The sequence below is a fragment of the Sulfitobacter dubius genome (assembly GCF_900113435.1).
Classification (GTDB): domain Bacteria; phylum Pseudomonadota; class Alphaproteobacteria; order Rhodobacterales; family Rhodobacteraceae; genus Sulfitobacter; species Sulfitobacter dubius.
This window is the reverse complement of record NZ_FOPG01000001.1, coordinates 1416985-1435542: the sequence shown is the minus strand read 5'-3', so window position 1 is coordinate 1435542 and position 18558 is coordinate 1416985. Positions and strand designations below refer to the sequence as shown.

Annotated in this window: 21 protein-coding genes; 15 read left to right on the top strand and 6 right to left on the bottom strand. The window is 62.2% G+C overall.

The genetic code is table 11. From position 1 onward, the window contains the following. Positions 1–140 precede the first annotated feature (140 nt). From coxB to BM229_RS06945, 10 genes are all read left to right on the top strand, one after another. Positions 141–1058, top strand: coding sequence for a cytochrome c oxidase subunit II (gene coxB / locus BM229_RS06990; RefSeq protein WP_093926886.1), 918 nt, complete (start codon positions 141–143; stop codon positions 1056–1058). A 60-nt stretch (positions 1059–1118) separates the two neighbouring features. After that, the gene (gene cyoE, locus BM229_RS06985) at positions 1119–2054 is read left to right on the top strand and encodes a heme o synthase (RefSeq protein ID WP_093926885.1); all 936 of its coding nucleotides are present in this window, start codon (positions 1119–1121) and stop codon (positions 2052–2054) included. Further along, positions 2054–2221: a cytochrome C oxidase assembly protein gene (locus BM229_RS06980; protein ID WP_067621905.1), complete on the top strand. Its 168-nt coding sequence runs from the start codon at positions 2054–2056 to the stop codon at positions 2219–2221. The genes cyoE and BM229_RS06980 overlap by 1 nt, the downstream gene beginning before the upstream one ends. Then, positions 2221–2796: a cytochrome c oxidase assembly protein gene (locus tag BM229_RS06975; protein WP_093926884.1), complete on the top strand. Its 576-nt coding sequence runs from the start codon at positions 2221–2223 to the stop codon at positions 2794–2796. The genes BM229_RS06980 and BM229_RS06975 overlap by 1 nt, the downstream gene beginning before the upstream one ends. A gap of 35 nt (positions 2797–2831) precedes the next feature. Then, positions 2832–3638, top strand: coding sequence for a cytochrome c oxidase subunit 3 (locus BM229_RS06970; RefSeq protein ID WP_093926883.1), 807 nt, complete (start codon positions 2832–2834; stop codon positions 3636–3638). Between the two features lie 95 nt (positions 3639–3733). After that, positions 3734–4420 carry an SURF1 family protein gene (locus tag BM229_RS06965; RefSeq protein ID WP_093926882.1) on the top strand — a complete coding sequence of 229 codons (687 nt, stop codon included), beginning with the start codon at positions 3734–3736 and terminating at the stop codon, positions 4418–4420. 4 nt (positions 4421–4424) lie between these two features. After that, a complete protein-coding gene (gene thrC, locus BM229_RS06960; protein ID WP_093926881.1) occupies positions 4425–5813 on the top strand; it encodes a threonine synthase in 1389 nt (462 codons plus the stop codon). Next, positions 5810–7072 carry a M16 family metallopeptidase gene (locus BM229_RS06955; RefSeq protein WP_093926880.1) on the top strand — a complete coding sequence of 421 codons (1263 nt, stop codon included), beginning with the start codon at positions 5810–5812 and terminating at the stop codon, positions 7070–7072. Before thrC ends, BM229_RS06955 begins: the two co-directional genes overlap by 4 nt. Beyond that, positions 7072–7656: a GNAT family N-acetyltransferase gene (locus BM229_RS06950; RefSeq protein ID WP_093926879.1), complete on the top strand. Its 585-nt coding sequence runs from the start codon at positions 7072–7074 to the stop codon at positions 7654–7656. The genes BM229_RS06955 and BM229_RS06950 overlap by 1 nt, the downstream gene beginning before the upstream one ends. Before the next feature lie 135 nt (positions 7657–7791). Further along, positions 7792–9207, top strand: coding sequence for an FAD-binding oxidoreductase (locus BM229_RS06945; protein ID WP_093926878.1), 1416 nt, complete (start codon positions 7792–7794; stop codon positions 9205–9207). Here the strand turns inward: BM229_RS06945 and BM229_RS06940 are convergent. Then, complete coding sequence (locus BM229_RS06940; RefSeq protein WP_067939895.1) at positions 9204–9734, bottom strand: adenine phosphoribosyltransferase; 531 nt, start codon at positions 9732–9734, stop codon at positions 9204–9206. The two genes, BM229_RS06945 and BM229_RS06940, sit on opposite strands and share 4 nt — an antisense overlap. Before the next feature lie 167 nt (positions 9735–9901). After that, positions 9902–10774, bottom strand: a complete 873-nt coding sequence (locus BM229_RS06935; protein ID WP_093926877.1) for an S-methyl-5'-thioadenosine phosphorylase — start codon at positions 10772–10774, stop codon at positions 9902–9904. Between the two features lie 289 nt (positions 10775–11063). Between BM229_RS06935 and BM229_RS06930 the strand changes: the two genes are divergently transcribed. Next, positions 11064–12695 carry a SulP family inorganic anion transporter gene (locus BM229_RS06930; RefSeq protein ID WP_093926876.1) on the top strand — a complete coding sequence of 544 codons (1632 nt, stop codon included), beginning with the start codon at positions 11064–11066 and terminating at the stop codon, positions 12693–12695. 227 nt (positions 12696–12922) lie between these two features. Here the strand turns inward: BM229_RS06930 and BM229_RS06925 are convergent, their stop codons facing one another. Continuing rightward, positions 12923–13528, bottom strand: coding sequence for a flavin reductase family protein (locus BM229_RS06925; RefSeq protein ID WP_093926875.1), 606 nt, complete (start codon positions 13526–13528; stop codon positions 12923–12925). A gap of 105 nt (positions 13529–13633) precedes the next feature. Between BM229_RS06925 and BM229_RS06920 the strand changes: the two genes are divergently transcribed. After that, the gene (locus BM229_RS06920) at positions 13634–14113 is read left to right on the top strand and encodes a GNAT family N-acetyltransferase (protein WP_093927252.1); all 480 of its coding nucleotides are present in this window, start codon (positions 13634–13636) and stop codon (positions 14111–14113) included. A 51-nt stretch (positions 14114–14164) separates the two neighbouring features. After that, positions 14165–14932, top strand: coding sequence for an EcsC family protein (locus BM229_RS06915; protein WP_093926874.1), 768 nt, complete (start codon positions 14165–14167; stop codon positions 14930–14932). On the opposite strand, the gene modC is transcribed toward BM229_RS06915, so the two are convergent. From modC to modA, 3 genes are read right to left on the bottom strand one after another with little or no spacing between them, the layout of a single operon-like run. Continuing rightward, positions 14933–16018, bottom strand: a complete 1086-nt coding sequence (gene modC / locus BM229_RS06910; RefSeq protein WP_420855242.1) for a molybdenum ABC transporter ATP-binding protein — start codon at positions 16016–16018, stop codon at positions 14933–14935. It abuts the gene before it with no gap. Beyond that, positions 16018–16710, bottom strand: coding sequence for a molybdate ABC transporter permease subunit (modB, locus tag BM229_RS06905; protein WP_093927251.1), 693 nt, complete (start codon positions 16708–16710; stop codon positions 16018–16020). The genes modC and modB overlap by 1 nt, the downstream gene beginning before the upstream one ends. Then, positions 16700–17437, bottom strand: a complete 738-nt coding sequence (modA, locus tag BM229_RS06900) for a molybdate ABC transporter substrate-binding protein (protein WP_093926872.1) — start codon at positions 17435–17437, stop codon at positions 16700–16702. The genes modB and modA overlap by 11 nt, the downstream gene beginning before the upstream one ends. Positions 17438–17546: 109 nt before the next feature. On the opposite strand from modA, the gene BM229_RS06895 reads away from it, so the two are divergent. Beyond that, the gene (locus BM229_RS06895) at positions 17547–18014 is read left to right on the top strand and encodes an NUDIX hydrolase (RefSeq protein ID WP_093926871.1); all 468 of its coding nucleotides are present in this window, start codon (positions 17547–17549) and stop codon (positions 18012–18014) included. A 94-nt stretch (positions 18015–18108) separates the two neighbouring features. Further along, positions 18109–18558, top strand: a complete 450-nt coding sequence (locus BM229_RS06890; RefSeq protein WP_093926870.1) for a DUF1178 family protein — start codon at positions 18109–18111, stop codon at positions 18556–18558.

Below are 18558 nucleotides of genomic sequence, written 5' to 3'. Positions count from 1 at the left end.
CGGCTCTATGACGCAAGCATGTGACTTTATCTTGTAGGCAGAATATGATTGTAAGCACCCAGGATTACAACGGCACCGGATCGCAGCAGTGGTTCAGGTGTCTAATCGGCTTCTTAATGGTCACAAGATCAGGACGACATATGAAACATCTACTCCCCCTTTCCGGTCTTTTGACCAGCCTTGCCGCCCTGCCTGCATTGGCACAGGACAGCCTGCGCATTGACGGGCTTGATGTCATCGGCAGACCTGTTGACGGCGAGACAGGCTTTCAACCCGCTGTGACGCGGTTGGCGCAGGATATCCACGATTTGGATCACCTGATTCTCGTGATCATCACGCTCATCACGATTTTTGTGACGGGCCTGATCATCTGGGTCATGATCCGCTACAACAAAAAGCGGAACCCGACACCGTCGTCCTTTACCCACCACACGCCGATTGAGATCGCATGGACCATCCTACCGATTCTGGTCCTCGTGCTGATTGGGGCCTATTCGCTGCCGATCCTGTTCCGCCAGCAGGAAATCCCTGAGGCAGACATCACGATCAAAGCGACAGGCAACCAGTGGTATTGGACCTATGAGTATGTCGACGAAGAGATCGCTTTTGACAGCTACATGATCGGCGCCCCGGCCACCTTGGGTGACGGCGACGAAGACGTGACCCCCTTCGTGTTGAATGACGCAATGGTCGCCAAGCTCGAAGACGAAGGCTATGCCCGCGAAGACTTTTTGCTGGCCACCGATACTTCTGTCGTGATCCCCGTGGGTCAGACGATCGTGGTGCAGGTTACCGCAAGCGACGTGATCCATTCGTGGACCATTCCCGCCTTTGGCGTGAAACAGGATGGCGTACCGGGACGTTTGGCTGAACTGTGGTTCACCGCCGAGCAGGAAGGCGTCTATTACGGTCAGTGTTCCGAGCTTTGCGGGCAGGCCCACGCCTATATGCCGATCACCGTCAAAGTCGTTTCGGAAGAGGCCTATGCCGAGTGGCTCGGCAACGCCAAGGCGGAATATGCGGGCATCGAACAGCCGCTGACCGTCGCTTCTAAATAAGCCAGTTCCACGGGGTAGGGCCTAGGCCTTCGCCCCGTGTTTACCCTGGGAAGGTTCGGGATGACTGACATCACCAATACGCCAACAAGTGAATACGACGCTCAGCTGGGGGATTACTTTGCCCTGTTGAAACCGCGTGTTATGTCGTTGGTCGTCTTCACGGCTTTCGTGGGTCTGTTGGCCGCGCCGGTGTCCGTGAACCCAATCGTTGGCTTATGCGCGATCTTGTTCATCGCCATTGGTGGGGGGGCTTCTGGTGCGCTGAACATGTGGTGGGATGCTGATATCGACGCCGTGATGCGCCGCACGCGCGGGCGTCCGATCCCCTCGGGCCGTGTCCAGCCCGGAGAGGCGCTGACGCTTGGCGTGGCTTTGTCGGGTCTGTCGGTGATGATGCTGGGGCTGGCGACCAATCTGCTGGCCGCGGGCATGTTGCTTTTTACCATCCTGTTCTACGCCGTCTTCTATACTATGTGGCTGAAACGTCTGACGCCGCAAAACATCGTCATCGGCGGTGCCGCCGGGGCCTTCCCGCCGGTGATCGGCTGGGTCGCCGCGACGGGCAGCTTCTCGGTCGAGGCGTGGCTGATGTTCGCGCTGATCTTCATGTGGACACCACCACACTTCTGGGCATTGGCCCTGTTCATGCGCTCTGACTACGACGATGCCAAAGTGCCGATGCTGACCGTGACCCACGGTCGCCCGGCGACGCGGATGCATATCCTGATCTACACCGTTCTGTTGGCCGCTTTGGCGATTGGAACGGCCTTTACCGCAATCGGCGGCATCTTTTACTTCGCCGTGGCGCTGGTGCTGAACCTAGCCTTCCTGCTGGGGGCATGGCGCATCTGGAAACGGGATGAGGTCATGGCTGAAGCCGATGATTACGCCGAAGAGCGCAAGTTCTTCCGTCTGTCGCTGGCCTATTTGTTCCTGCACTTCGGCGCGATCTTGGGCGAAGCCGCCCTGCGTACCTTTGGTTTGGGGGGCTGGTGATGAGCTTTCGTCCTGAGCATGAACTGCACAAGCGCCGCCGGGGCCGCAATATTGGTGTCGGTCTGATGCTGGGGGCTTTTGTGGTGCTGATCATGGCGCTGACCTACGTCAAGATCACGCAAACCGACTTTGAACTGCCTGCTAACCAACGCGAGGTGACCCAGTAATGCCGATCTCCGGTCCTCAGAAAACAGTTATGCAAACCGTCAGCGTCGTGGTGCTGATGGGCGGTTTGGCTTGGGCCTCCGTCCCGTTCTACGATTGGTTCTGCCGTGTCACAGGTTTCGGCGGGACGCCGGGGCAGGTGACGGCGGGCAGCGCGGATGTGCTGGATCAAACCGTCAAGGTTCGCTTTGACGGATCGCTCAACGACGGTATGCCGTGGGAGTTCAAGCCCGTGGTCCGCGAAATGGAGGTCCGCATCGGGGAAACCGGGCTGGCGTTTTATGAAGCCTACAACCCCACCGACCATGCGGTCGCAGGGCAGGCGAGCTATAACGTGACCCCCTATACCGCAGGGCCGTTCTTTGAAAAGATCGACTGCTTTTGCTTCACCGAACAGGTGCTGGCCCCCGGTGAACGTGTGCAGATGCCGGTAAGCTTCTTTGTTGACCCCGAAATGGTCGAAGACCGCGATGGGAAGTTTGTACATACCATCACACTATCTTATACATTCTATGAAATTGACCTGCCCGAAGGCTATGCCGCCCTCGATCAGGCCAGCGCCACAGCAACGAATTAACGACCTGATTAAACAAAGGTGAGGGACCCGAAACCATGGCCCATGCAAAGAACCACGACTATCACATTCTACCCCCCTCTTCTTGGCCACTGCTCGGCTCGCTTGGTGGGTTTGTCATGCTGGCCGGTGCCGTGCTCTGGATGCACGGTGTAACGCCTTTTGTCTTCCTCGGCGGTCTGGTCGCCACGCTCTATGTCATGTTCGCATGGTGGGCCGAAGTCGTAACCGAAAGCGAAGTCGGGGATCACACCGGCGTTGTGCGGATCGGCCTGCGCTATGGCTTTATCCTCTTCATCATGTCCGAAGTGATGTTCTTCGTCGCTTGGTTCTGGTCTTTCTTCAAGCAAGCCCTGTACCCGATGTATGAATATGCGGGCACTGAATACGTGCAACCTGAGATTCACGCAGTAGACGCCTTCCACTTGCCGCTGATCAACACGCTGGTCTTGCTGCTCTCGGGCTGTGCCGTGACTTGGGCACACCATGCACTGGCCCATGAGAATAACCGCAAAGACCTGATTTCGGGCCTGACCATTGCGGTGATCCTTGGTGTTCTCTTCACCGCGCTTCAGGCTTACGAATACTACGAGCTGCTGGTCCATGACGATTGGACCTTCGGCGGCGACATGTATTTCTCCAGCTTCTTCATGGCGACAGGCTTTCACGGCTTCCACGTTGTGATCGGTACGATCTTCCTCTTCGTTTGCCTGCTGCGTGCGATGCGGGGCCACTTCACCCCCGAGCGCCACGTTGGCTTTGAAGCAGCGGCTTGGTACTGGCACTTCGTCGATGTGGTCTGGCTGTTCCTCTTCTTCGCCGTCTACATGTGGGGCCAGCCCTGAACATAGGGCGGGGTTGCATCCGCGCCCCACACCCGTAAAACCCAAACGCGCGAAGCCTTCTTCGCGCGTTTGTCGTTTCAGCCTGAGAGATTCGTATGCGGCGCAGCCTGTTCTTCATCATCGTCGGTCTTGGCGGGGCGGCCATCCTCGTGGCGCTTGGGGTATGGCAGGTGCAGCGGCTGGCATGGAAAGAAGCAATTGTCGCCGACATCGACGCCCGCATCACTGCCGCGCCTGCTGAGTTGCCCGCCCAACCTGACCCTGAGGCCGACGCCTACCTGCCCGTGATGGTGGAGGGAGAGATCGGTGCGGACGCGCTACATGTACTCGTCAGCCAAAAGCAAAAGGGCGCGGGCTATCGTATCATCGCGCCGCTGACGCTGGACGCTGGTCGCCGCATCCTCGTCGATCTGGGTTTCACCGCGACCGAGAATAAAGACGCGGTAAAACCTGCTGGCCCCGCCCGCATCATCGGCAATCTGCAATGGCCCCAAGAGGTCGACAGTTTCACGCCCGAGGTTGATACCGCCCGCAATATTTGGTTCGCCCGCGACGTGCCTTTGATGGCCGAAACGCTTGGCACGGAACCACTCCTCGTCGTCGCCCGTGAGACCGAGGGAGGTGACCCCAAGATCGCCCCGCTGCCCGTCGATACCGCCCGCATCCCCAACGATCACTTGCAATATGCGATCACCTGGTTTTCCCTCGCCGCCATCTGGCTGGCGATGACCGTTCTTTTCCTGCGCCGCCGCCGCGCCCCTGCAACGCCGAAAGTCGACTGACCCTATGCGCTATATCTCTACCCGTGGCTCCGCCCCCTTTCTGTCCTTCGAAGAGGCGATGCTGACCGGCCTTGCCCGTGACGGCGGCCTCTATGTGCCAGAAACGATCCCGACACTCAGCGCGGACCAGATCACCGCCATGCAGGGCCAAAGCTACGAAGAGGTCGCCTTTACCGTCATGCGCCCATTCATCGGTGACACTTTCACTGACGACGAATTCCGCACCATTATCGCCCGCGCCTACGAAGGCTTCGGCCACACCGCCCGCGCGCCGATGGTGCAGCTTGCGCCGAACCACTTCCTGCTGGAACTGTTCCACGGCCCCACGCTGGCGTTCAAAGACTTCGCCATGCAACTCATCGGCCAGATGTTCCAAGCCGCACTGGGCCGCAAGGGCGAACGCGTCACCATCGTCGGCGCCACCTCGGGTGACACCGGCTCCGCCGCGATCGAAGCCTTCAAAGGCTTGGATAACGTCGACGTCTTCATCCTCTACCCGCATGGTCGGGTTTCTGACGTGCAGCGCCGCCAGATGACCACGCCTGCGGAAACCAACGTGCACGCGCTGGCCATCGACGGCGATTTTGACGATTGCCAAGCGCGCCTCAAGGACATGTTCAACGATTTTGACTTCCGCGATTCCGTGCGGCTGGCGGGTGTGAACTCGATCAACTGGGGCCGGGTGCTGGCGCAGGTGGTCTATTACTTCACCGCCGCCACTAGCCTCGGCGCGCCCCTGCGTGAGATCAGCTTCACCGTGCCCACCGGCAACTTCGGTGACATCTTCGCGGGCTACATCGCCAAACGCATGGGGCTGCCCATCGCCGATCTGGTGGTCGCCACCAACCAGAACGACATCTTGCACCGCTGCCTCTCAGGCCAAGGCTACCACAAAGGCGGCGTGACCCCCTCGATCAGCCCCTCGATGGACATCCAAGTCTCGTCCAATTTCGAGCGCGCCCTCTTCGACGCATACGACCGCGACGCCGGGGCAGTAGCCCAACTGATGGATGAATTGGGGCAGGGCGGTTTCGATGTCTCCCAAGGCGCCATGCAGGCGCTGCAAGACATCTACCGCTCGGGCCGCGCCTCAGAAGAGGAAACCAGTGCCACCATTACCGACCGCCGCACCACCACGGGTGAGCTGCTCTGCCCACATTCTGCCGTCGGCGTGAAAGTCGCGGATGAGCTGCGCGATCCGGCCACCCCGATGGTCACGCTGGCCACCGCCCATCCGGCCAAATTTCCCGACGCGGTCGAAGCCGCCACCGGCATTCGCCCCCCGCTGCCGCCCCGCATGGCGGACCTTTTCGACCGGGAAGAACGTTTCACCCGGCTGCCCAATGACCTCGACGCGCTGAAAGCGCATATCAAAGGAAACCTCCCCGCGTGAGCCTTCAACAGACCACATTGCCCAACGGCTTTCGCATCGTCACCGAACATATGGAGGGGCTCGCCTCCTCCGCCATCGGCGTCTGGGTCAACGCAGGCGCACGGCACGAAACGCCCCAACAAAACGGCATCGCGCATTTCCTCGAACATATGGCGTTCAAAGGCACCGCGACCCGCTCATCGCTGCAAATCGCCGAAGCGATCGAAGACGTCGGCGGCTATATCAACGCCTATACGTCACGCGAAGTCACCGCCTATTACGCCCGCGTGCTGGAAAACGACGTGGCGCTTGGCCTTGACGTGATCGCCGACATCCTGCGCAACCCGGTGCTGGACCCCTCCGAAGTTGAGGTCGAACGCGGCGTGATCCTGCAAGAGATCGGCCAAGCGCTCGACACGCCCGACGATGTGATTTTCGACTGGCTGCAAGAGCAGGCCTATCCAGATCAACCCATCGGGCGCACCATCCTCGGTCCGTCCGAACGTGTCTCGGCCTTCTCGCGCGACGATCTGCAACGCTTCATCGCGGACCACTACGGCCCCGAGCAAATGATCCTCTCGGCTGCCGGTGCCGTGGACCACGACAAGATCGTAAAACTGGCCGAAAGCCTCTTTGGCGACATGCCCTCGAAAAAGCTCTACCAGATCGACAGCGCCCGTTTCGGCGGCGGCGAGTTCCGACAGGTCAAACAGCTTGAACAGGCCCATTTCGCCCTTGGCTTTGAAAGCCCCGGCTACCGCTCGGATGACATCTACATCGCCCAAATCTACGCCTCTGCCATGGGCGGCGGCATGTCTTCGCGCCTGTTTCAAGAGATCCGCGAAAACCGCGGCCTCTGCTACACGATCTTTGCCCAAGCAGGCGCCTATGCCGATACCGGGATGACCACGATTTACGCCGGCACTAGTGCCGAGCAATTGCCCGAACTGGCAAACATCACCATTGACGAGATGAAGCGCGCGGCCTCTGACATGTCCCCCGCCGAAGTCGCCCGCGCCCGCGCGCAGATGAAGGCCGGGCTGCTTATGGGGCTGGAAAGCCCCTCCAACCGCGCCGAACGTCTGGCCCGTCTGATCCAAATCTGGGACCGCGTTCCGCCCCTCGAAGAGACCGTGGCCCAGATCGACGCCGTCACCACAGGCGATGTGCGCGATTTCGCCGAGCGCATGGCGACCCAAGCGCCGGCGGCATTGGCCCTCTACGGCCCGGTCGACAGCGCACCAACGCTCGACGAGCTTCACAACAGACGCGCCGCCTGATGCTGCTGGGGCGACGCAAACTGCGTATCGAAACGGAACGGCTGACCCTGCGTCCGCCGATCCATGCCGATTTCCGCGCCTGGTCCGCCCTGCGCCGCGCCAGCAACGACTACCTGCGCCCGTGGGAGCCGACATGGGCCGAGGATCACCTCACCCGCAAGGCTTTCACCAACCGCGTCTACTGGGCGCAGCGCTCGGTGTCTTCGGGCAACGCCATGCCGCTCTTCTTGATCCGCCGCAGCGATCAAAACCTCGTCGGTGCGATCACCCTCGACAATATCCGCCGTGGCCCCGCGCAATCCGGCACGTTAGGCTATTGGACGGGCGAGCCCTTTGCGCGCCAAGGCTACATGCGCGAGGCGATCGAAGCGACGGTGCATCAGGCCTTCACGCGGTTTGACCTGTCGCGCATCGAAGCCGCCTGCCTGCCGGAAAACCAAGCCTCCCGCGGCCTGCTAGAAAAGGCGGGCTTTAAATACGAAGGCGTCGCGCAGAGCTATTTGCAAATCGATGGCCGCTGGCGAACCCATGTGCTCTACGCCTCCCTGCGCAAGGATCGGCGCGGGCGCACGGACGTAGGCTAAGCCTCAGCGCGGAGCGCTTCGCTGCTGATACAAGCATCGCCGGGGCATTATTGCCCCGCCTCACGCCCCGCATTCTCCCAGCCGTTCCGGCGCTTTGCTCTTGCATCCGCGCGCCCCGCGCAGGATCAAAGGGCCATGACACTGAACCCAGCCGACACCGCCTTCACCGACACCCTGCGCGCGCGACTGCCCGACGACGTGCTGCGCGAACCCGCGCAGCGCTACCTTGAAGAACCCCGCGGCCGTTATGCAGGGCAGGGTGGCGTCTTGGCCTTGCCGCGCAATACGGAAGAGGTCGCCACCCTGATCCGCGCCGCCCATGCCGCCCGCGTGCCGGTCGTGCCTTATGGCGGCGGCACCGGGCTTGTTGGCGGGCAGATCAGTAGCGATGGCCCGGCACCGCTGATCCTCTCCCTTGAGCGCATGAACCGCATCCGCGCCGTGCTGCCCGAAGAGAACGTACTCGTCGCCGAAGCGGGCACGATCCTCGCCGATGTCCAAGCCGCCGCCGAAGAGGTAAACCGCCTCTACCCCCTGTCCCTCGCCGCCGAGGGCACCGCGCGGATCGGTGGCACGCTCTCGACCAACGCAGGCGGCACTGACGTACTGCGCTACGGCAATGCCCGCGACCTCTGCCTCGGCCTCGAAGCCGTCCTGCCCGACGGCCAAATCTGGCACGGCCTGACCCGCCTGCGCAAAAACAACACCGGCTACGATCTGCGCAACCTGCTGATCGGCGCCGAAGGCACGCTCGGCGTGATCACCGCCGCGGCCCTCAAGCTCTTCGCGCGCCCGGTCCGCAGTGGCACCGCGTTCATGGTGGTCGAGAGCCCGGCCGCCGCATTGGCGCTCCTCTCCCTCGCGCGCGACCACTTGGGCGAAATGATCAGCGCTTTCGAATTGATGCACCGCAGAGGATTCGATTTCCTTAACGAAACTTTGCCCAACATCCGCCAACCCTTCGCCGAAACGCCCGAATGGTGCGTCTTGCTCGATATCGGCACCCCCGGTGAGATCGACACCGGCGCCGCGCTAGAGGCGCTCTTCGCCGCAGCCCTCGACGCGGGCCTCGTTTCAGACGGTCTCATCGCGCAGAACGCCCAGCAGGCCCAAGACTTCTGGACCATCCGCGAAACCATTCCCGAGGCCAACCGCCTGATCGGGTCGGTATCCAGCCACGACATCTCAGTGCCTCTTGGCGCGATTCCCGAATTCATCACCCGCGCCACGGAGGCGCTGGACGCCCTCGGCGACTTCCGCATCAACTGTTTTGGCCATGTCGGGGACGGCAACCTGCACTACAACGTCTTCCCCGCAAAGGGCAAAAGCCGCGCCGATTACGAAGGCCAGCGCGACGACGTGAAGCGTCTGGTCCACGATCTCGTACATGAATTGGGCGGTTCATTCAGCGCGGAACATGGCGTGGGCCGCATCAAGGTCGACGACCTCGAACGCTATGGCGACCCCGCCAAACTTACCGCCATGCACGCCATCAAAACGGCGCTGGACCCCGAAGGCATCATGAACCCCGGCGCCGTCCTAAGGGCTTAAAGCCCGTCAAAAGCGCAGAGCGCATGGACCTCTTTGCCAAGCGCTTCCAACCGCTTGCGCCCGCCCAATTCGGGCAGGTCGATGATAAAGGCGCAGGAAACGATCTCGCCGCCCAAACGCTCGATCAGTTTGATCCCGGCCTCCGCGGTGCCGCCGGTGGCCAAGAGATCATCCACAACCAAAACCTTCTCACCCGGCTTGATCGCATCGTCATGCAACTCGACAATGGCCTCGCCATATTCAAGCTTATATTCCTGACTGATCACCGTGCCGGGCAGCTTGCCCTTCTTGCGGATCGGCACGAAACCCACGCTCAACTGATGCGCAATCGCCCCGCCCAGAATAAAGCCACGCGCTTCGAGCCCCACCACCTTGTCGATATTGATCCCCGCATAGGGGTGCAGCATCTGGTCGATCGCCATGCGAAACCCGCGCGGATCGGCAAAAAGCGTTGTCACGTCACGAAACATGATCCCCTCATGGGGGAAATCTACGATCGTGCGAATATAGTCCTGAACCTGTTTCATGCCGCCCTTCCGCGTGTTTGACCGGACCCGTCTTAGCGCAACGCGCCGCCCGGGCGAACCCCCCATCTGCGCCCGCCGCACAACATCCGAAAAGGGGCGCCAAACCCCCTCCCTTCATCCTTTCTTAAATACCGTCCGCACTCTGCTCCAAACGCCGCCGCCCGCGGTCAAAGCATCCGCCCCGCCACCGCATCCAGCTTGGCCAGCAATTCCGGATCCCGCGCATCCGGCTGGGTCAGGATCGCAAATTCCAGCGCCCGGTCACAGCCATGCGGGCAGGGCGCACGCTCGGCACCCAAAAGCGCGGGCAGTCGCGAGACCATGGCCCGGCCCTTGTCGGCATTGCCTATCAAGGTGGCGATGATCTGCGTTACATCCACCTCACCGTGATCCGGATGCCAGCTGTCATAGTCGGTGATCATTGCGACAGAGGCATAGCAAAGCTCTGCTTCGCGGGCCAATTTCGCCTCGGGCATATTGGTCATGCCGATCACATCCGCGCCCCAGCTTTCGCGGTACATTTTCGATTCCGCCAATGTCGAGAACTGCGGCCCCTCCATTGCCAGATAGGTGCCGCCACGGTGCACGTTGATGCCCGCCTCCCGTGCGGCAGTCTCGCAAGCGTCGCTCAGGCGCGGGCAGGTGGGGTGGGCCACACTCACATGCGCGACGCATCCGGGGCCGAAAAAGCTCTTCTCGCGGGCCATGGTCCGGTCGATGAATTGATCGACGATGACAAAATCGCCCGGTGCCATTTCCTCGCGGAACGATCCGCAGGCTGACACGCTGATCACATCGGTACAGCCCAGCCGTTTGAGCGCGTCGATATTGGCGCGGTAGGGCACGGAGGTTGGCGTATGCACATGCCCACGCCCATGGCGCGGCAGAAAGACCATGGCCACCCCATCCAGAGTCCCGGTCAGTACCTGATCCGACGGCGCCCCCCATGGGGTTTCTACCGTGACCCAATCGGCATCCTTCAGACCGTCGATGTCATAGATGCCTGAGCCGCCGATCACGGCGATTTTTGTGTCTGTCATGGGGGAGCCTGTGCCTCGGATGTTTGCCAGTGAAGCTTAAAGAACCTCACAGATTTCAGTGGGGTTCAAGTGTTTTTGCCACCGTGGAAGACACGTCTTAGTCAGGAATTGCCAGAGCTCATCGAGAGCTGGTCCTTGCATAGATGTGTTTCTGCATTGCAGCAGCCTTAGTTTGATCGTCGCCAAGATGCTTTTCATCGTGGTAAAACTACTCTAGGTGCAGCCAAAAGCGCCCCGCATCCGCGGTCAGGGCGCTATATCCGTTTTCCGAAAGTCAAAGGACGCCCCTATGCGCGCCACGCTGCACAATTTTACCAAGAACCTTGATGTGACCGATCTGCGTTGGATGCCGGACGATGGTTTTTCTATCGGGCGGTTGCGCATCGAACTGCTGTCGGGGCTGACGGTTGCATTGGCGCTGGTGCCCGAAGCGGTGGCCTTTGCTTTCGTTGCTGGGGTGCATCCTTTGGTTGGTCTTTACGCCGCCTTCCTTGTCGGTCTCATCACCGCCTTGATCGGCGGGCGGCCCGGCATGATTTCGGGCGCGACGGGCGCGCTGGCGGTTGTCATGGTGGCTTTGGTCGCACAGCACGGGGTTGAATACCTCTTTGCTACTGTCGTTCTGATGGGCCTGTTGCAGATCTTCGCAGGGGTCATGCAGTGGGGCAAGTTCATCCGGCTGGTGCCGCATCCGGTGATGCTGGGCTTCGTCAACGGTCTGGCGATTGTAATTTTCTTGGCCCAGATGAGCCAGTTTAAAGTGCCCGGCACCATGGTCGACACGGGCCACGGCATGGGCGGTGGCGAATGGCTTTCGGGCCAGCCGCTCTATCTCATGCTGGCTCTGGTGGCGGCGACCATGGCGATCATCTGGATCACCCCGCGCATAACCAAACTGATCCCCGCGCCGCTTGCGGGCATCGGGATCATCGCCGCTTTGGTGATTGGTTTCGGCCTCGACGTGCCGCGGGTGGGTGATCTGGCTTCGATCCAAGGCGGATTGCCGAGCTTGCACATCCCCATGGTGCCGCTGACGTGGGAGACCTTTGAGATCATCCTGCCTTACGCCGTCATCCTCGCCGCCATTGGCCTGATCGAAAGCTTGTTGACACTGAACCTTGTGGGCGATCTTACCGGCAAGCGCGGCGGTGCCAGCCAAGAGTGTATCGCCCAAGGTGTGGCCAATACGGTTACCGGTTTTTTCGGTGGCATGGGCGGCTGTGCGATGATCGGTCAGTCGATGATTAACGTGAAATCCGGTGGCCGCACCCGCGTTGCCGGAATCGCGGCGGCGGTATTCTTGCTGCTCTTCATCCTCATCGGCTCTTCGGTCATTGAACTTATCCCGCTTGCCGCCCTCGTTGGCGTGATGTTCATGGTGGTGATCGGCACCTTTGCATGGAACTCGCTCACCATCCTGCGCAAGGTGCCGTTGATGGACGCTTTCGTCATCATCCTGGTGACGGTAGTCACCGTGATGGAAGACCTCGCCGTGGCGGTGGTCGTGGGCGTGATCGTCTCGGCGCTGGCCTATGCGTGGAACAACGCCCGCCGCATCCACGCGACCACGCGCGAGTCGGTGACCGAGAAGGGCGCCAAGGTCTATGAAGTCCACGGGCCGCTGTTCTTCGGCTCCTCAGACGGCTTCGTTGAGCTCTTCGACGTGGAGAACGACCCCGAGGTGGTGATCGTCGATTTCGCTGACAGCCGGGTGGTGGATCAATCCGCGCTACAGGCGATCGAGGCGATGGCCGCGAAATACGAGGCGGCGGGCAAACGTCTGCAGCTGCGCCACCTGAGCCGCGACTGCCACCGTCTGCTGAACAAAGCGGGGCATTTGATGGTCGATAGCGATGACGACCCCGATTATGAATTGGCCGTGGATTACGACGTGCGCACCGGGGTTCTGGGCGGACACTAAGTTGAAAGCCCGGCGCCAGAAGGTGCCGGGTTTTGTTTTTTTGTTCGAGGTTACCACCGGCACGGAATCAAGCCGCAGGCGCCGGGCCATCGCCTACCCGCCCCACCGGGTAGGCGATTGAGAGGGGCTGTGCGCGACATTGAGAACACACATCACGGCTGAGCCATAAAGTGGCCCGACCCTAGCGTCGCATCGCCGACCCGCGGGCAGGCGATACCCCTCGTCATTCAATCATCCGGCCGCTTCAACTCAAACACATCCCGCACCACCGTGTAATCGCGATACCCCAGCCGCGAGAGCGGCTGGAACTGCGTCACGTCAAACCGTCCGTCCACCACACAATCGTCGCGCATATGCACGCCCACGACCTCTCCGAAGACCGCGAAGTTCGCCTCTCCCGGCAGTTGCACGATCTGCGTCAGCTTGCATTCGAGGCTGGCTGGCGCATTGGCGACCCGCGCGCAGGCGATCTGTTCGCATTGGGCCTTGTCGATCCCGGCGCGGGCGAATTCGTCCTCGCCATGGGGCAGGGTGGCCGAGGTCACGTTCATCACATCGCGCGCCGCATATTCCACCACGTTCACGCAAAACACCCCGGTTTCGCGGATGTTGGCGACCGAATCCTTGGTGCCGTCCACATCATCCTTGGCGCTGGTCGAGGCGAACATCACCTGCGGCGGCACATAGGCCACAGCGTTAAAGAAAGAATAGGGCGCGAGGTTGTCGCGGCCCTGACCGTCACGGCTGGAGATCCAGCCGATGGGGCGGGGGCTGACGATGGCGTTGAATGGGTTATGCGGCAGACCATGGCCGTCTTCGGGACGATAGAACATGAACACTCCTTGATGGTTTGCACCCATGGCTAGCCTCATGCTACGTCCAGCGCCACCCGCAATTGCTCCTGAAAGCCTCCGGCCTTGCATCAGACGCCCTACAAGATGACCCCGGAGGTGCCCGCCGACCATTGGGAGGTCGAATCGCTCTATGACACCTGTTTTGCGCCGGGGCGCGAGGCGCTGTCGTCTTACCGGCTGCGCGACGGCGTGCCGCCGGTGGCGGGGCTGAGCCATGTAGCGCGCGACAGTGCAGGCATTTTGGCGGGCGCGATCCGCTATTGGCCGGTGCGCATTGACGCGACGCCGGCGCTGTTGCTGGGCCCCGTTGCCGTCCACCCCACACGGCAGGGAGAAGGACTGGGCGCGGGCTTGATTGAGACCTCACTGGCGCAGGCGGCCCCGCTGGGGTGGGAACGTGTGATGCTGGTGGGCGATGCGCCTTACTACAACCGCTTCGGCTTTACCCTGCTGCAAGATGTCGAGATGCCCCCGCCCACGAACCCCGCGCGCATCTTGGGCCGCGCCTTGGCCGAGGGGGCTTGGGCCGGGGTCACCGGCAAGGTTCGCCGCTGGCACGATTGATTTTACCCCAGACCCGACCCACATTGAGCCTAAGCTCAAAGAGGGACGCCCATGCAGATCGAAAGCAACCTGCCCAGTACCATCGACGTCGATGCACGACTGGATGAGATCGCCCGCCGCTACAAGCAGGCCGGGGGCGTTGGCATCCATGTGCTCAACCTCATCGGCGGCAGCGCGGATGGGTTGATCGACCGTTTGCCGGGGGCGGTGCGCCGCAACCTCGAAGGGGCGACGATGAAGGCGCTCGGCCATGCCATGCAGGCCGCCCATTCCAGCCGCAGCTATGTGAAGGACCAACAGGGCTGGCTGAACCAAGCGGTCTCAACCGCCATGGGGGCCGCTGGCGGGGCCGGGGGGCTGCCCACGGCGCTGGCAGAGCTGCCCGTGACCACAACGCTGCTTTTGCGGGTCATCCAAGGGGTGGCGGCGGAACATGGGTTCGATCCGGCGGCTGAGAATGTGCAGTTCGACTGCGTGCATGTCTTTACCGCCGCCGGGCCACTGGCGGATGACGATAGCGCCGATCTGGGGTTTCTCACCGTGCGCATGGCGCTGACGGGCCGCGCGATGAACGCGGTGATCGCCCGCGTTGCGCCTCGGCTGGCACTGGTGCTGGGGCAAAAGCTCGCCGCGCAGGCGGTGCCGGTGCTGGGCGCAGTGGCTGGGGCGGCGACGAACTATGCCTATACCAGCTATTACCAAGACATGGCCCATGTGCATTTCGGCCTGCGCAAACTGGCGATAGAGGCGGATATCCCGCAAGAGGAACTGGTCGCCCGACTGCGACAGAAAATGGGTCGGACGCCGCCCAAGATCTGATCAGCGCCCGATACTGCCCGGCGCTACGGTGGTGGCCTTGATGATGGCGTAGCACCCCATCCCCTCGCGCAGATCAAGATCGCGCACTGCCCGCGCCGTAACGCGGGCGAGCAGGCGGTCACCGCCCGCGTCCAGCGCAATGGCGGCGCCCGGCCCGTCACCGGGGTGCACCGCATCCACCCGCACGGGCAGAATGTTGACCGAAGACAGCCCCTCGGGCCGCTGGCGCGACAAGATCACATCCTGCGCCAAGACCCGCAGCCGCACCCGCGTGCCAACTGGCGCTTGCACCCCCGGCAGTTCCAGCTGCCCCGCCCGCACGGCGAGGGTCGAAAGCCCATCCTCCGCATGGGCGATTACATCGGCCTCCAACACCGCGCCCGCTTCGCGCACGCCGAGCAGCGGCACGGCTGCCGGGTCGGCCATCACGTCGAACAGCGCACCTTGGGCCTTCAACCGTCCGTTTTGCAACAGCACCAAGCGATCTGCGAGGCGGGCGATTTCGTCCACCGCATGGCTGACGTAGAGGATCGGCAGGCCCAATCCCCCGTCGCGCAGGCGTTCGAGATAGGGCAGGATCTCTTGCTTGCGCGGGCCATCAAGGCTTGCCAATGGTTCGTCCATCAGCAGCAGGCGCGGATGGCAAAGCAGGGCGCGACCAAGGGCAACACGCTGTTTTTCTCCGCCCGACAGGGTCGCCGGGGCGCGGTCGAGCAGGGGTTCTAGCCCCAGAAGCGCGACGGTATCCTCAAAACCCGCCCCTTGGCTGCCACGCGGGGCATAGCGCGCGCCGAAGGTCAGGTTCCGGCGCACATCAAGATGCGGAAAAAGCCGCGCATCCTGAAAGACATAGCCCAGCCTGCGGCGATGTGGCGGCACCCAGATGCCGCGCTGCGTATCCAAGAGCACCTCGCCGTCCAGCACCACGCGCCCGACATCGGGGCGCAGCAATCCGGCAAGCGCATTGATCACCGTCGTCTTGCCCGCGCCGGAGCGGCCAAAAAGCGCGGTGATGCCCCCTTCGGTGGTGAATGACAGGTCCAGATCGAAGCCGTCGAACCGATGGCGCAGCGTGACCTCCAGCATCAGCGCGCCCCCGAAATGCGTTTCGCGACACGCCGCGCCAAGGCTTCGGACAGCAGCACGGCGGCCAGCGCCACCAGCCCGGCCAGCGCGGCCATGACCAGGGCACGGTTCTCACCGCCCGGCACCTGCAAGGCCGTCCAGATCGCGCTCGGCAGGGTCTGGGTCTGGCCGGGGATATTGGCGACGAAGGTGATCGTGGCGCCGAATTCACCCATCGCTTTGGCAAAGCCCATTACCGCTCCGGCGAGGATGCCGGGAAAGATCAGCGGCAGGGTGACGCGGCGAAATACGCTCAGGCGCGGCGCGCCGAGGGTGGCGGCGGCGTCCTCGATCCGGGGGTCGACGGCTTCGATCGCCAGGCGCATGGCGCGGACCATCAGCGGGAAGCCCATGATCAGCGCGGCCAGCACCGCGCCCGTCCAGTGAAAGGCAAGACCAATGCCGAGGCTCTCTAACAGGCGGCCCAAAGGGGCGTTGCGGCCAAAGCTGAGCAGCAGCAGATAGCCCGTCACCACTGGCGGCAGCACCAGTGGCAGATGGACCAGCGCACTCAGCAAACCCTTGCCGCGAAACTCCTTGCGGGCAAGAATCCACGCGACCCAAAGCGCCAGCGGCAGAGAGCAGAGCATCGCCACGCTGGCCACCCGCAGCGACAGCACCAGCGCAGCCCAAGCGGCGGCGTCAAGATCCATGATCGGCCCGAAGGAAACCATGATCCTCAAGGATCGTCTGCGCCTTTTGTGTGATCAGGAAATCGACCAGCGCGATGCCTTCCGGCGTCAGGGCGGCGGCGGGATAGGTGATGGGGGCATGGGTGTCGGCGGGCACCTCATAGACGATCTGCACGTCATCCTCGGCATGGGCGTCGCTGGCATAGACCACACCAAAGGGCGTATCGCCGCGCGCGACCAAGGCCAGCGCGGCGCGGACATTGTCCGTTTCGGCCAATTGGCTTTGCAACCCCTCCCACATCCCATCATGCGTCAGCCAGTCGCGGGCATAGCTGCCTGCGGGCACCGCGTCGCGCTGGCCCATGGTCAGCCGGCCCGTGGGGCCAAGCCGGGCGGGCAGGTCGGCAGATTGGGATAGGGGGGCGGTGCCGGCGGGAGCAATCAAAACCAAGTGGTTGCGGGCGATGATCTGCGCCTCCTCAGCGGCAGTGATCCCCTGATCCGCCAACCAATCCATCCAGTCGCTATTCGCCAGCAGAACGACATCCGCAGGCGCACCGGCTGCGACCTGTCGTGCCATCGTGCCCGACCCGCCATAGGCCAAGATCAAGGGCGCGGGAAACGCCGCCGCGATCTCCTCCAACGCGCCACGCAGGCTGGCGGCGGCAAAGACCGTCAGCGGTGCCTCGGCCCGAAGGGGCAGGGCAAGGCTGCAGAACACGGTCAGAAGGGCGCAAAATCTTATCATTCTGGTAGTATCTTTGATGCATTGAGGGGGGGCAAGTGCATATGGTCAGACTGGGATCGCCACGTTAGTGTAAAGAGAAGCCAATAACCACAGGACGCGGCCGCGACGGATGACGACACAGGCACCGATATCCTTGAACGGCGGACAGAAAGACGATCTGCGCATACAGTTTGCCGCACTTTGCTGGCGGCGCAAACGTGGCAAGTTGCAGGTTCTGTTGATTACATCGCGCGGCAGCAAACGCTGGATCATCCCCAAAGGCTGGCCGATGGAGGGGAAAACCCCCGCGGCCTCGGCCTTGGTAGAGGCGTGGGAAGAAGGCGGCGTAGTGGGCCAAGCGCGGGGCCAATGTTTGGGCGTTTATAGCTATGCGAAGGTCGCAGCGGACGGGACATTACCCTGTTTAGCCATGCTCTATCCAGTGAAGGTCAAAGCGCTGGCCAAGCATTTCCCCGAAAAGGGGCAGCGCAAACGGATGTGGTGTTCTCGCCGAAAGGCCGCCCGCCTGGTCGAAGCGCCCGATCTGGCGCGGTTAATCCGTGATTTCGACCCGCGCAGCGGCGGCCTAACGCGATAACCACGCGGAGATGTTATGCATGGGCCGATCCCATCTGTCTTGACCTCTCTCGCGCCGCGGCCCATCTAATGCATAGAGTTTAAGGACCGGGCGAATGATCCGTTATGCGTTAAAATGTGAGGCCGGGCATGGTTTCGACAGTTGGTTCCAATCGGCGGCAGCCTTTGACAGCCTCGCCCGCGCCGGTCATCTAAGCTGTGCCGTCTGCGGATCGGGCGAGGTGAGAAAATCGCTGATGGCCCCGCGCGTGACGTCGAGCGATAGCGCGGCCGAGGCCCCCAAAGCGGCTGAAAAATCCGTACCCGTCTTGTCCAACCCTCCGAGCGATGTTGAAAAAGCCCTGACCGCGCTGCGTAAAAAGGTAGAATCCACATCGGATTACGTCGGCAAGAACTTTGTTCGCGAAGCGCGTGACATGCACGCAGGGCGCATTCCTGAGCGTGCGATCTATGGCGAGGCGCGGCTGGATCAGGCGCGGGCCTTGGTTGAGGAAGGCGTGCCCCTAATGCCGCTGCCGTTCAAACCCAAACGCCAACTTTCCTGA